Genomic DNA, 13,029 nt, shown 5'->3' with positions numbered 1-13,029 from the left:
GGGCCCGTGACACGTATCCAGCGCGCCGCCGAGCGGTACCCCGGGGGCGACCCCGCGGCCGGGATCGAGACCCGGCACGCCCTGTCCTTCGGGCCGCACTACGACCCGGACAACCTCCGTTTCGGCGCCCTCCTCGCCTGCAACGAGGAGCGGCTCGCGCCCGGCGCCGGTTTCGACGAGCACCCGCACAGCCACACCGAGATCGTGACCTGGGTCGTCGAGGGCGAACTGACCCACCACGACACGGCCGGCCACACCACGGTCGTCCGCGCGGGCGACCTCCAGCGGCTCAGCGCCGCCGACGGCGTCCGGCACGTCGAGCGCAACGACGCCGACGTGCCCCTGGTCTTCGTACAGATGTGGCTCGCGCCGCTGTCACCGGCCGGGGAGCCGTCGTACGAGGTGGTCCGCGGCCTCGACGGCGCGTACGCCCTGCCGGCTGCGGGCGCGGTCCTGCACGTCCACCGCCTGGGGGCGGGCGCCACCACCCCCGTACCGGAGGCGGGTGACGTCTACGTCCACGTCGTGCGGGGGACGGTACGGCTCGGCCACGAGGACCTGGCCCCCGGCGACGCGGCCAGGCTCACCGACGCCAGGGGTCTCGGGCTGGCCGCGACGGAGGAAGCCGAAGTCCTGCTCTGGGAGATGGGGGCGCGCTAGCCCCCCGCGCGGACCTCAGCGCACCGCGCTCCTACGCTGCCAGTCCGCCCAGCTCAGGTTCCACGCCCCGTAGCCGTTCCCCTCGGCGACGACCCCCTTCGTGTCGCGGCCGGTGATCTCGAACGGGTCACCGACGTTCACCGAGGCGTAGAAGGACGCCGCGTCCGCGTCGCTCATGCCGATGCAGCCGGAGCTCATGTTGGCGTTGCCGAAGTACTTCGCGTTCCACGGCGCCGCGTGCGCGTACATCCCCGACCACGTCAGCCGCATCGAGTGGTCGACGTCCTTGTCGTACGCGTCTCCGAGGCCCACCGTCTCCGAGTTCATGTTGATGGTGCCCTCCTTCGCCATCAGGACCGCCGTGCCCCGCCAGGACCGCTTGTCGCCGCCCGGGGTGCCCCCGGAGACAGGGATCGTACGGACGGTGCGGCCGTCCCGCCGCAGGGTCAGCGTGTGCCGGTCCAGGTCGACCCCCACGATCTGCGCGGCGCCGATCGTGAAGCCCGTGCGGTAGTCCCGTACGAACCAACCGCCGCCCGAGTCCGTGCCGTTCAGGTCCGCCTCCAGGGTGACCTTCGTGCCGGGCTTCCAGTACTCCCGGGGCCGCCAGTCGGCCCGGTCCCGGCCCGAGTAGTCCTTGACCCAGCCCCAGGACCCCTCGGTGGCGTTCGACGTCGTCACCTTCAACTGCCGTTCCACGTCCGCCTTCCGCGTCACCGGCAGGTCGAAGACGATCGACAGCGGATGCCCGATGCCCACCGTGCTGTTCCTGCCCGGCGCCAGGGTCAGCTTGTTGACCCGCTCCGGCTCCGGAGTGGTGAAGGAGGACCGGGTCGTCGACTCCTCGCCGTCGGCCGTACGGGAGGTCACCTCCACCGTGTACGAGGAACCGGGCGCCGCCCTGCGGTCCGAGACCCAGCGGGTGCCGCCCGCGCCCGTACGGCCCGTGAGCGCTCCGCCGTCCGCGTCGGCCACCTTCACCGCGGCGATCGTGCCGCCCGACGCGGTCACCGTCACCGGCCGGCCGGCCGCCGGGTCCACGACGGTCACCTTCGCCGGGGGAGCGGCTGACGCGGGGCCACCCGCCCGTGGGGTGCCGTCCGCCGCCTGCGCCGAACAGGCCGTGAGGGAGACGCTCAGCGCCACTGCGGCGAAAAGGGGACGGGGGGTGCGTATGCGGGTGTGGGTGCGCGGCACGGAGGACCTCCGCAGGAGAGAGGAGCGAGTGGGATGTTCCGGACTGTAGGGCGGAGACGGCCCGAGACGGCCGTGCGGAGCCCCTGTGACGAGGGCTGCGACGGAACGGTCATGGTCCGGTCACATTGACCGCGCGCTTCCGTCGAATCCGGCTGTGAGCCTGCTGTGCGCCCCACCACCGAGGGGCGGAACAAGGAGGCTCCCGTTGTGTCAGCGCTGCTCGTGACGGCCGCACCCGCCGACCACCGCGCCCTGCGGCTCGGCCCCGTGACACCCGAGGCCTACCGTGCCTTCCTCGCCACCCGCTCCGGCGCCGACGGACCCAGCTTCCTCCAAGTCCCCTCCTGGGCACAGGTGAAGGACGGCTGGAGTCACCAACTCATCGGCTGGGGACCCGAGTCCGGTGAGCTGAACGGAGTCGCCCTGGTGCTGCTCCGGCCCTTCCCCGGCACCCGCAAGTACTTCGCCTACCTTCCCGAAGGGCCCGTCGCCGACTGGTCCGACCCCGACGTCGACGGCTGGCTCGACCCGCTGCTCGGGCATCTGCGCGCCTCGGGCGCCTTCGCCGTACGCATCGGCCCCGGGCCGGCCCACCGGCGGTGGACCGCCGCCACCGTCAAGGCCGGCACCGGGCCCCGCCGCCGACTCGCCGACGTCCTCGCCGACGAGGTCGACCCGCTCGGCACCGTCGTCGCCGAACGCCTGCGGGCACGCGGCTGGCGCCGCTGCGGCGGCGAGTCCGAGGACGGCGCCGACGCCCAGCCCCGGCACGTCTTCCAGGTCCCCCTCACCGGACGCACCCCCGACGACCTGTGGAGCGGCCTCAACCAGGAGTGGCGGCGCAACGTCCGCAAGGCCCGCAGGTCCGGCGTCGAGGTCACCCTCGGATCGGCCGCCGACCTGCCCGAGTTCTACCGGCTGCTCCGCGTCACCGAGGAACGCGACGGCTTCCGGCTCGGCCGCTCCCTCGCGTACTACGAGCGCCAGTACGCCGTCCTCAACGCCGAACAGCCCGGCCGCATGAAGCTCTACCTGGCCCGCCACGAGGGCGAGATCCTCGCCGCCCACACCATGGTCACCGTCGGCGGACGCGTCTGGTACCAGACCGGCGCGTCCGCAGACCACCGCCGCGAGGTGCGCCCCTCCAACGCCCTCCAATGGCGCATGCTGCTCGACGCGCACGCCCTCGGCGCCGCCGTCTACGACCTGCGCGGGGTACCCTCCACCCTCGATCCGGACGACCGCGCCCACGGGCTCCTCCGCTGGAAGCTCGGCACCGGCGGCCAGGTCGTCGAGACGCTGGGGGAGTGGGAGACACCGATGCGAGGCACGACCAACCACGCGCTGTACCGCGCCTTCCAGGCGTACCTGGCCCGCCGATGACGGCCACGCTCACCGCCGAACGCCCCCGGGCGAAGGCCACGCCGTCCGCCCTCCGCAGCGGTGCGCTCATGGCCGCCGGTTCGCTCGTCTCCCGCGCCACCGGCTTCGTCCGCGCGGCCGCCGTCGCGGCCGCCCTCGGCGCGGGCTACGTCGCCGACGGCTACGCGGTCGGCAACTCCGTCCCCACCATCGTCTACATGCTGCTCCTCGGCGGCGCCCTCAACGCGGTCTTCGTCCCCGAACTGGTCAAGGCCGCCAAGGAACACGAGGACGGCGGAGTCGCCTACACCGACCGGCTCCTCACCCTCTGCGCGCTGGCCCTGACCGTGATCACGGCCGGGGCGGTCCTCGCCTCGCCCCTGATCGTCGACACGTACACCGACTACGCCGGCGCGCAGAGGGAGATGACGGTCGCCTTCGCGCGCGCGTGCCTGCCGCAGATCCTCTTCCTCGGGCTCTTCACCCTCCTCGGCCAGGTCCTCAACGCCCGCGGCCGGTTCGGCGCCATGATGTGGACGCCCGTCCTCAACAACGTGGTCGTCGTCGCCGTCTTCGCCCTCTTCCTCGTGCTGAGCGACGGCGGGACCCTCAGCCCCGGCGAGGCCGCGCTCCTCGGCTGGGGCACCACCGCCGGCATCGCGCTCCAGGCCCTCGCCCTCGTGCCCTCGCTGCGCGCCGCCGGCTTCCGCTGGCGGCCCCGCCTCGACTGGCGCGGCAGCGGTCTCGGCGAGCCGCTGCGCTCGGCCGGCTGGCTGGTGCTGCTCGTCCTCACCAACCAGGCCGCGTACTGGGTGACCACCCTGCTCGCCACCTCGGCGGGCGAGTCCGTCAGCGGCGGAGGCCTCGCCGCGTACAACAACGCCTACCTCCTGTGGACCGTCCCGCACGGCATCATCACCGTCTCCCTCGTCACCGCGCTGCTGCCCCGGATGAGCGGCGCGGCCGCCGACGGCGACCTCGCGGCGGTCCGGCGGGACGTCTCGTACGCGCTGCGGACCAGCTCGGCGGCGGTCGTCCCCGCGGCCTGCGCCCTCCTCGCGCTCGCCGTACCACTGATGACGGTGGTCTTCCGGTACGGGGCGACCACCGGAGACGACATCCGCGCGATGTCCTGGATCCTGATGGCCTTCGCGCCCGGCCTGGTCGCCCTGTCCGGACAGTACGTGTGCACCCGCGCCTTCTACGCCCTGCGCGACACCCGCACCCCGTTCCTGCTCAACCTCGTGATCGCCGGACTGAACGCGGCGCTGTCGTTCGCCGCCCACCAGTACCTGCCGACCCGCTGGGCCGTCGTCGGCATGGCGGCCGGGTACTCGCTCGCCCTGTGGGCCGGCTGGGGGCTCACGGCGTACGTCCTGCGGCGCCGGCTCGGCGGGACCCCGTCCGGCGGCGGCGCCGGACCCGCGCTCGTACGGCTCCTCGCCGCGGCCGTGCCCGCCGCCGGATACGGGTTCCTCGTCACCGACCTCACCGGCCCGGCGGGGGCGGTGCCGGCCGGGCTGGCGGGCGCGCTGACGATCCTGACGGCCTTCGCGACCCTGGCCCACCCCCTCCGGCTCACCGAACTCCAGACGCTCCTGAGGTCCGGCACGACCCGCCTCCACCGCCGCTGACGCGGGCGCCCGCCCCCGTCACGTTCCACCCCGTCCACCTTGGGATACTCCACAGATGCCCCGCGTGCTCCTCATAGAAGACGACCCCTCCGTCCGCGAAGGCGTCGAGCTCGGCCTCCGCCGCCGCGGGCACGAGGTGCGCACCGCGCCCACCGGGGAGGCCGGGCTCGACGCGCTCGCCGAGTTCCGGCCCGATCTGCTGCTGCTCGACCTGATGCTGCCCGGAATGAACGGCGTCCAGGTCTGCCGCCGCGTCCGCGAGAGCAGCCAGCTGCCGATCATCATGCTGACCGCCCGCGGCGACGACTTCGACGTCGTCATCGGCCTGGAGGCCGGCGCCGACGACTACATCGTCAAGCCCGCCCGTACCGAGGTCATCGAGGCCCGCATACGAGCCGTCCTGCGCCGCATCGAGGAACCACCGGCCGGCAACAGGCCGGCCGTCGAGTCCCACGGCGAACTGTCCATCGACCGCGCCGGACTCACCGTCGCCAAGGCGGGCGAGCGCATCGCCCTCGCCCCCTCCGAGCTGAAGCTGCTGCTGCACCTGACGGCCGCGCCCGATCAGGTCTTCAGCCGTCAGCAGCTCCTCGAACACGTCTGGGAGCACAGCTACCACGGCGACGCCCGCCTGGTCGACGCCTGCGTCCGGCGCCTGCGGAACAAGATCGAGGACACCCCGGGCGAGCCCCGCTACATCCAGACCCTGCGCGGCTTCGGCTACCGCTTCGGACCCCTGTGAAGGCCTGTCTGCGCCCGGAGCCGGACACCGGGCACGGGGCTCAGGACACGGACCGGGACGAGTCCGGCCGGGCCCCGCGACGGAAGGCACGCGCGCCCCGCCTCCGCCCCCACCCCTTCGGGCTGCGCACCCGTCTCGTCCTCGCGTTCCTGCTCGTCGCCGCCGTCGGCTGCGGCACCACCGCCGCCCTCACCTACCGGGCCGCCCGCACCGCCGTCCTGGAGCAGACCCAGGACACCGCCGTCTCGGCGTTCCGCGAGCAGGTCGACAACCTGTCCGTCGCGCTGCCCGTCGAGGCGGAACAGCTGCGGACCGCGCTCCTCCACATCGCCCGCCAGGGCAAGCCCCGCCCCTGGCGCGTCTACGCCGAGTACGGCACCCTCCGTGTCTCGTCCACCGACCGGCCGACCTCCTCCGTCATCACCCAGGAGCTGCGGGACCGTGCCACCGACCAGACCACCCCGCACGGCAGCTTCCAGCGGGTCGTCAAGGGTGGCACCCCGTACCTCACCATCGCCGTGCCCGCCGTCTTCCACGCCCGGTCACCCGCGGGCCCGCCCCAGCGCACCGGCCTCGTCGTCTACGCGGTCCTGGACCTCACGGAGGAGGAGGCGAACATCGAGGCCATGGTCGCCGCCGCCCGCGACGGCGCCCTCCCCGCCCTCGCCGTCGCCCTGATCCCCGCGCTGATCGCCGCGCGCGGTGTGCTCCGCCCCGTACGGGAGCTGCGCCACGCGGCCCACAGCATGGGGCGCGGCCGCCTCGACACCCGTATCCACGCCAAGGGCAGCGACGAACTCTCCGACCTCGCAAGGACGTTCAACGAGTCCGCCGCCGAGCTGGAACGTTCCGTCGCGGAACTCCGCGACGCCGAGGCCCGCGCCCGCCGTTTCGCCTCCGACGTCTCGCACGAACTGCGCACCCCGCTCGCCGGGATGCTCGCCGTCACCGAGGTCCTCGACGAGGACGCCGGGAGCCTCGACAGCGACACCGCCCGCGCGGTCCGTCTGATCAGTGCCGAGACCGGGAAGCTCGCCGTGCTCGTCGAGGACCTCATGGAGATCTCCCGGTTCGACGCGCGGGCCGCCGAGCTCCACACGGACGAGGTCGACGCCGCCGACTGTGTCCGCAAGACCCTCCAGCACCGGCACTGGACCGATCCGCGGCAGGTCGTCCCGTACCTCACCGAGGGCATCAGGGCCAGGCTCGACCCGCGCCGCTTCGACGTCGTCGTCGCCAACCTCGTCGGCAACGCGCTGCGGCACGGTGCCGCCCCGGTGACGGTCCGGCTGTACGCGGAGGGGGACGAGCTGGTGACGGAGGTCGCCGACCGGGGCCCCGGCATCCCCCCGGACGTCCTGCCGCACGTCTTCGACCGTTTCTACAAGGCGGACCAGGCCCGGACCCGCTCGGCGGGCAGCGGCCTGGGGCTCGCGATCACCCTGGAGAACGTCCGGCTGCACGGAGGCACCGTCACGGCCGCCGACCACCCCGGGGGCGGGGCGGTCTTCACCGTACGGATGCCCCGGTGAAGCGCCGGCCGGTGGGCTCGGCCCTGGCGTCCGTGGTGGCGGTCGGCGGCCTGGCGGCGCTCGCCGGCTGCGGCATACAGGAGAGCGACGTCGTCGAAGCGGGCGAGGCCGCGACCGTCGTCGTCGCGCCGATCCCCGAGGAGCGGATGGTGCTCTTCTTCCTCGGCCCCGACGGCCTGCCGATGCCGGTGGTCCGCGAGGCCGGCCCCACGGGCCCCGAGCCCACCCCCACGCCGGACGACCCCGACGACGCCGCCGTCCCCTACGAGGGGTTCGGCCCGGGGTACGAGGTCGCCGCCGACGCCCTGACCGTCCGGGGCCTGCCCACCGACAAGGTCCTCGCCGCCCTCGTCGCGGGCCCCGGGCCCGCCGAGGCAGACGTCGGCATCACCAGCGCCCTGCCGACGAGCGGGCAGGCGCCGCGGGTCGAGGCGATCGGGACCGGCGCGAAGGGGACCGTGACGGAAGGGCGCCTGGCGCTCCGGCTGCGGGCCCCGTTCCCCGTCCGGAGCCTCTCCGACACGGCCGTCCGCCAGCTGGTGTGCACGGCGGCGTACGCGGCGCACCCGGCCGGCGCGGTCGAGGTGTCCGTCGCCGGCGCGGACGGCACCCTGCCGAACACCCGCTGCGACGACTGACGAACGGGGCCCGGGCGACGAACCCGCCGCTCAAACCCCGGCACGTGCAGCTCAGGCCCCCCGCAGGTCCCGCTCAAGTCCCCGGCACGTGCAGCTCAAGCCGCCCGCAGCTCCGCGAGCACCGCGTCCGTGAACGGCGGCCAGGCCTCGATCGCCCACGTCCCGAAGGGCCGGTCGGTGAGCGCCACGCAGGCGGCCCGCGCGTCCGGGTCGATCCACAGGAACGTGCCGGACTGCCCGAAGTGCCCGAAGGTGCGCGGCGAGGAGGTGGCGCCCGTCCAGTGCGGGGACTTGCCGTCGCGGATCTCGAAGCCGAGGCCCCAGTCGTTCGGCCTCTGGTGCCCGTAACCGGGCAGGATGCCGGTCAGACCGGGGTACGTGACACTCATCGCGTCCAGGACGGTACGCGGGTCGAGCAGCCTCGGCGCCTGCACCTCGGCGGCGAACCGCACCAGGTCGTCCACGGTCGACACACCGTCCTTGGCGGGCGAGCCCTCCAGGGACGTGGAGGCCATGCCGAGCGGCTCCAGGACCGCCTGGCGCAGGTACTCGGCGAAAGGGATGTCGGTCGACTTGGCGACATGGTCGCCGAGCGCCTCGAAGCCCGTGTTCGAGTAGATCCGGCGGGTGCCGGGCGCGGCCATGACCCGGCTCTCGTCGAAGGCGAGCCCCGAGGTGTGGGCGAGGAGATGGCGGACGGTCGCGCCCTCGGGCCCGGCGGGCTCGTCGAGGTCGATCGCCCCCTCCTCGTACGCGACGAGGACGGCGTACGCCGCGAGCGGCTTGGTGACCGAGGCGAGCGGGAACCGCCGCCCGGTGGGGCCGTGGGACCCGGCCAGGGTGCCGTCCGCGCGGACGACGGCGGCCGCCGCGGTGGGGACGGGCCAGTTCTCGATCGACGCCAGGCTCGGCACGCTGCTCTGCATGCGGCCGAGCCTACTTGCTTCGAGTGCACTCCAACGTTTTAGCGTGGGGGTCATGAGCGTGATGGCGAGCACGAGCACGAGCGTGAACCCGGGAGCGGCCCGGACCCACTACACCATCAGCGAGGTCGCCGCACTGACCGGCCTCTCGGCGCACACCCTGCGCTGGTACGAGCGGATCGGCCTGATGCCGCACGTCGACCGCTCGCACACGGGCCAGCGCCGCTTCACCGAACAGGACCTGGGCTGGCTGGGCTTCGTCGGCAAACTGCGGCTGACCGGGATGCCGGTCGCCGACATGGTGCGGTACGCCGAACTGGTCCGCGAGGGCGACCACACCCGGGACGCGCGACGGGAGCTCCTGGAGACCACCAGGCGGGACGTGCTCTCCCGGATCACCGAGCTCCAGGACACGCTCGCCGTGCTCGACATCAAGATCAGCCATTACGGCACCCCCTGCGGAGGCACATCTTCATGACCAGCGCGACCAGGATCGACACCGTACGTCTCGGCGGCCAGGACGGACCCGAGATCGGCGTCCAGGGCTTCGGGGCCATGGGCATCAGCGAGTTCTACGGCGAGACCGACGAGGCCGCCGCCCGCGACACCCTCGACGCGGCCCTGGAGGCCGGCGTCACCCTGATCGACACCGCCGACATCTACGGCAGCGGAGCCAACGAGGAGTTCCTCGCCCCCTTCCTCGCCGCCCGCCGCGACGAGGTCGTCCTCGCGACCAAGTTCGCCATCGAGCGGCGCGCCGACGACCCGGCCCACCGGGCCGTCCGCAACGACCCCGCCTACATCAGGAAGGCCGCGGAGGACAGCCTGCGCCGCCTCGGCGTCGAGACCATCGACCTCTACTACATGCACCGCCGCGACCCGCAGGTCCCCTTCGCCGAGTCCGTCGGCGCGATGGCCGAACTCGTCAAGGAGGGCAAGGTCCGCCACCTCGGCCTCAGCGAGGTCACGGGACCGGAACTCCGCGAGGCCCACGCCGTGCATCCGATCGCCGCCCTCCAGTCGGAGTGGTCGCTCTTCTCCCGGGACGTGGAGCGCAGCGCCGTCGGCGCCGCCGCCGAACTCGGCGTCACCTTCGTGCCGTACTCCCCGCTCGGCCGCGGCTTTCTGACCGGGTCGTTCGCGGACGCCGCCAAGGACCTGGAGGGCGGCGACTTCCGCCGGTACCAGCCGCGGTTCACCGGCGAGAACGCCGAGCGGAACGCCGCCCTGCTCGACCCGGTCCGCAGGATCGCCGCGGCGCACGGCGCGACCCCGGCGCAGATCGCCCTGGCCTGGGTCCACCACCGGGCCTCCGTGCACGGCCTGACGGTCGTCCCGATCCCGGGCACGCGCAAGCGCTCCCGCCTGGAGGAGAACGCGGCCGCCACCCGCATCACCCTCACGGAGTCCGAACTCGCCGCACTGGAACCGATCGCGAGCCTGGTGACGGGCGACCGCTACCCGGACATGCGGTTCACGTCGGTGTCGCGCGAGGTCACAGACGCGTCCGGGACACCTGCGCCGGGTACTTCGTGACGGCTGCGGGGTAACGGGCATGTGCAGTAGGTAATGTGCGAAGAAGTCCCCTTCCCGTGCGCGCGGGAAGGGGATGACGCGTTGATCGCCCCCCGCCTCCCATGACACAGTGTTGTCGCTTTCGTCATGCGAACGCCTTTGCGCACGGGGGGATTTCAGACCATGGCTGTCACGGTGCCGGACTGGGCGGACACGCTGCTGGACCTGGTGGGGGTGAACTGGCCGAACGTCGACGAGGACGCCTACCGGGAGATGGCGGACGCCCTCCGGGAGTTCGCGGACGACCTCGCCGACGACGGCCAGCTCGCCAACAACCAGATGGAGCGCCTGCTGTCGTCCGGGCACGGCGAGGCGATCGACGCGCTGAACGCGCACTGGGTCAAGGTCAAGGGCAAACACCTCAAGGACACGGTATCCGCGGCCCGGACCATCGCCGGTGCCCTGGACATGGCGGCAGGCGCGATCGAGGCCATGAAGTGGAAGGCGGTCGCCGAGCTCGGGATCCTGGCCGGCCAGACCGGACTCGCCATGGCGCTGATCCCGGTGACGGGTGGCCTGTCCGCACTGCTCGGCGCGGGGGCGATCGCGCTCACCAAGAAGCAGCTGCTGAAGCTCATCACGAACGCCATGCAGGAGGCGGTCGGGCACATCGTCTCGGTCATGACCGAGCCGGCCGTCGCCGCCCTTGAGGGCATGGCGGCCGACCTCGTCGTCCAGGTGGGCATGGACGCCCTGGGCGTGCAGGACGGTGTGAACCTCGACCAGACGAAGCAGGCCGGCAAGGACGGCTTCGACGGGGGCGTGCAGAGCGCCAAGGACGGCCTGAACCTCGCCTCCGCCGGCGGTAGCGGTAGCGGCAGCGGGGGCAAGGGCAAGGGCTTCCACATCGAACACGACGAGCACGATCAGGCCAGTACCCGGCTGAACGGCGTGAGCGTCGGCATCCACGGCAAGACCTCCGGCAAGCTGACCAAGGCGAAGACGGCCCAGGGCCGCAACAAGGGCAGGGACGACATCGCCGACGCCCTGGATCCGGTCATCGAGAAGGCCATGGGCGCGCTGACGAAGTCCGCCAAGACCATTGGCGACCACATCGGCGAGACCCTGCCCAAGGCCGTCAAGCAGATCTCGACCACCCACAAGAACAACGACGACGACATCCGCGCGCGCCTCGCCCGCCAGCGCAAGGACGACGCGGGCGACGGCAGGGGCGGCGCGGGCGGAACCGGCGGCAAGCCGCCGACAGGCACGGGCGGCGGAAAGCCCCCGACCGGTGGCGGCAACAACAACGGCGGATCCGGCAACGGGCCCCGCGGCAACCCCCTCACCCCCCAGCCCGGCTGGCACGGCCAGACCGGAAAGGGCATGAAGAACCACCGCAGGGACGCGCTGGACGTCAAGCACCTCAGTCCGGAGGAGCAGCGGAAGCTGCTCGTCGACGAGGCCGACAAGCTGGCGAACGACGCCAAGAACCAGCCGCCCAGCAACCCCTACCCGGAGGGCAAGCACCGGCTGAAGACCGCCTGCGCCGGGACGCTCCTCCACGACGGCGTCCTGTCCTCCCACACGAGCAACACCGGCCTCGGCGACTCCCAGATGTCCACCCACCCGGCCCTGAAACAGATCCTGGACCAGGTGGAGAGGGACCTGAAGGCGGCCGACCAGAACCCGGGCAACGGCCACGGGAAATGCGCGGAGGTCGCGCTGGTGTCGGACCGGCTGCACCAGCTGGACCCCGACGGGACCAAAATAGTCTCCGGCGACGACGTCCAGCAGGCCATGAAGGGGTCGCTCGTGTACTCCGTGCAGATCGGGGACCTGCGACCCGGTGAGGGCCAGCTGTTCCACGGCGACTACAAGCCGCCGTGCCGGTCCTGTTCGAAGATGCTGCCGCTGGCCGGCGTCATCGCGCACCACTGAGAGAGAGCAAGGCATGCCGAGAATGACAGCGGAGCAGGTCGAGGCCGCCCTGACCGAGGCGGGTTGGTCCCGCGGACGCGACATCGGCGCGGAGCTGCCCGGACTCCTGCGGGTCGTGACGGAACGCTTCGCCGAGGAGGGGCACCCCGTCGAACCCTTCGGGGCGGCCGAGGACTTCGTGCGCGAGTTCGGCGGGCTGCGCCTGGTCGTTCCGGGGGACCCGCCGGACGCCGTCGGCTTCACCCCGCACTGGATCTACGAGGAGAGCGGCGAGGACGTGGCCGAGCTCGCCGAGAACCTGGGCCGGAGACTGTTCCCGGTCGGATACGAGGAGTTCGACGGCGCGATGATCCTCATCGACGACACCGGGCGCTTCTTCCTCATGCACCACACCGGTCCCTATTTCCTCGGAGCGAACACCCACGAGGCCATCAGCTGCCTGCTCCGCGGCCCCCAGCAGGAAGCGGGGCAGTACTTTGTCTGACGTCATCCCCGGCACGGCCGCCTCCCTGCTGGTCCAGGGGACGATCACCACCCAGACCAACCTGACCGGCGAGGGCGAGCCGCGCCTCCATCCCTCCGTCCAGGAGTTCTTCGACGCGCTCCCGACGCGCCTGCGCGAACCGTTCCTCGGCCACTGCGCCGAATCCGCGCTCGTCTCCGACCAGCTGTACGCCCTCGACGCGCAGCGCGCGGACGGCGGGACGACCACGCTCCCCGACGCCCTGCCGCACTTCGCGAACGCGGCCCTCGTCTCCCGGAAGATCCGGCCCCAGGGCGACCCCGAGCACGGCACACCGGCCCGTCTCTGCCGAAGCTGCACCGCCCTCGTCGAGGCGCTGGGCATCACCGTCGTCCAGGGCGCCTGACCGCCGCCATGACCCC

General features: G+C 72.7%; 12 protein-coding genes and 1 pseudogene. 11 read left to right on the top strand and 2 right to left on the bottom strand.

Going from position 1 to position 13,029, the window contains the following annotated elements:
* The first annotated feature begins 6 nt into the window (after positions 1–6).
* Positions 7–660 (top strand): pirin family protein, encoded by a 654-nt coding sequence (locus tag ACFWV2_RS10125; RefSeq protein WP_384404457.1) that lies wholly within the window; start codon positions 7–9, stop codon positions 658–660.
* A gap of 15 nt (positions 661–675) precedes the next feature.
* Here the strand turns inward: ACFWV2_RS10125 and ACFWV2_RS10120 are convergent, their stop codons facing one another.
* On the bottom strand, positions 676–1,857 hold the full coding sequence (locus tag ACFWV2_RS10120; RefSeq protein WP_384404455.1) for an Ig-like domain-containing protein: 1,182 nt from the start codon (positions 1,855–1,857) through the stop codon (positions 676–678).
* A 207-nt stretch (positions 1,858–2,064) separates the two neighbouring features.
* Between ACFWV2_RS10120 and ACFWV2_RS10115 the strand changes: the two genes are divergently transcribed.
* From ACFWV2_RS10115 to ACFWV2_RS10095, 5 genes are read left to right on the top strand one after another with little or no spacing between them, the layout of a single operon-like run.
* Complete coding sequence (locus tag ACFWV2_RS10115; protein WP_384404453.1) at positions 2,065–3,240, top strand: lipid II:glycine glycyltransferase FemX; 1,176 nt, start codon at positions 2,065–2,067, stop codon at positions 3,238–3,240.
* Positions 3,237–4,853 carry a murein biosynthesis integral membrane protein MurJ gene (murJ, locus tag ACFWV2_RS10110; RefSeq protein WP_384404451.1) on the top strand — a complete coding sequence of 539 codons (1,617 nt, stop codon included), beginning with the start codon at positions 3,237–3,239 and terminating at the stop codon, positions 4,851–4,853. Before ACFWV2_RS10115 ends, murJ begins: the two co-directional genes overlap by 4 nt.
* A gap of 55 nt (positions 4,854–4,908) precedes the next feature.
* Positions 4,909–5,595 (top strand): response regulator, encoded by a 687-nt coding sequence (locus ACFWV2_RS10105; protein ID WP_384404449.1) that lies wholly within the window; start codon positions 4,909–4,911, stop codon positions 5,593–5,595.
* Entirely contained in the window at positions 5,592–7,127 is a 1,536-nt protein-coding gene (locus tag ACFWV2_RS10100) for a sensor histidine kinase (RefSeq protein WP_384404447.1), read from the top strand. The genes ACFWV2_RS10105 and ACFWV2_RS10100 overlap by 4 nt, the downstream gene beginning before the upstream one ends.
* Positions 7,124–7,765 (top strand): hypothetical protein, encoded by a 642-nt coding sequence (locus tag ACFWV2_RS10095; protein WP_384404445.1) that lies wholly within the window; start codon positions 7,124–7,126, stop codon positions 7,763–7,765. The genes ACFWV2_RS10100 and ACFWV2_RS10095 overlap by 4 nt, the downstream gene beginning before the upstream one ends.
* Before the next feature lie 95 nt (positions 7,766–7,860).
* Here ACFWV2_RS10095 and ACFWV2_RS10090 read toward each other — a convergent pair whose 3' ends face one another.
* The gene (locus ACFWV2_RS10090; RefSeq protein WP_384404443.1) at positions 7,861–8,691 is read right to left on the bottom strand and encodes a serine hydrolase domain-containing protein; all 831 of its coding nucleotides are present in this window, start codon (positions 8,689–8,691) and stop codon (positions 7,861–7,863) included.
* Between the two features lie 52 nt (positions 8,692–8,743).
* Between ACFWV2_RS10090 and ACFWV2_RS10085 the strand changes: the two genes are divergently transcribed.
* The 5 genes and pseudogenes from ACFWV2_RS10085 (at position 8,744) to ACFWV2_RS10065 (ending at position 13,013) form a co-directional block, all read left to right on the top strand.
* Positions 8,744–9,166 (top strand): MerR family transcriptional regulator, encoded by a 423-nt coding sequence (locus tag ACFWV2_RS10085; RefSeq protein ID WP_384404441.1) that lies wholly within the window; start codon positions 8,744–8,746, stop codon positions 9,164–9,166.
* On the top strand, positions 9,163–10,224 hold the full coding sequence (locus ACFWV2_RS10080) for an aldo/keto reductase (protein ID WP_384404439.1): 1,062 nt from the start codon (positions 9,163–9,165) through the stop codon (positions 10,222–10,224). Before ACFWV2_RS10085 ends, ACFWV2_RS10080 begins: the two co-directional genes overlap by 4 nt.
* 162 nt (positions 10,225–10,386) lie before the next feature.
* Positions 10,387–12,105, top strand: a pseudogene (locus ACFWV2_RS10075) (YwqJ-related putative deaminase); the annotation flags it as partial.
* A gap of 52 nt (positions 12,106–12,157) precedes the next feature.
* Positions 12,158–12,628 carry an SUKH-3 domain-containing protein gene (locus ACFWV2_RS10070; RefSeq protein ID WP_384404437.1) on the top strand — a complete coding sequence of 157 codons (471 nt, stop codon included), beginning with the start codon at positions 12,158–12,160 and terminating at the stop codon, positions 12,626–12,628.
* Entirely contained in the window at positions 12,621–13,013 is a 393-nt protein-coding gene (locus tag ACFWV2_RS10065; protein WP_384404435.1) for a YwqJ-related putative deaminase, read from the top strand. Before ACFWV2_RS10070 ends, ACFWV2_RS10065 begins: the two co-directional genes overlap by 8 nt.
* Positions 13,014–13,029 lie beyond the last annotated feature (16 nt).

This window comes from Streptomyces sp. NPDC058671, assembly GCF_042716475.1.
Taxonomy (GTDB): Bacteria; Actinomycetota; Actinomycetes; order Streptomycetales; family Streptomycetaceae; genus Streptomyces.
This window is presented reverse-complemented; position numbering and strand designations above follow the sequence as displayed.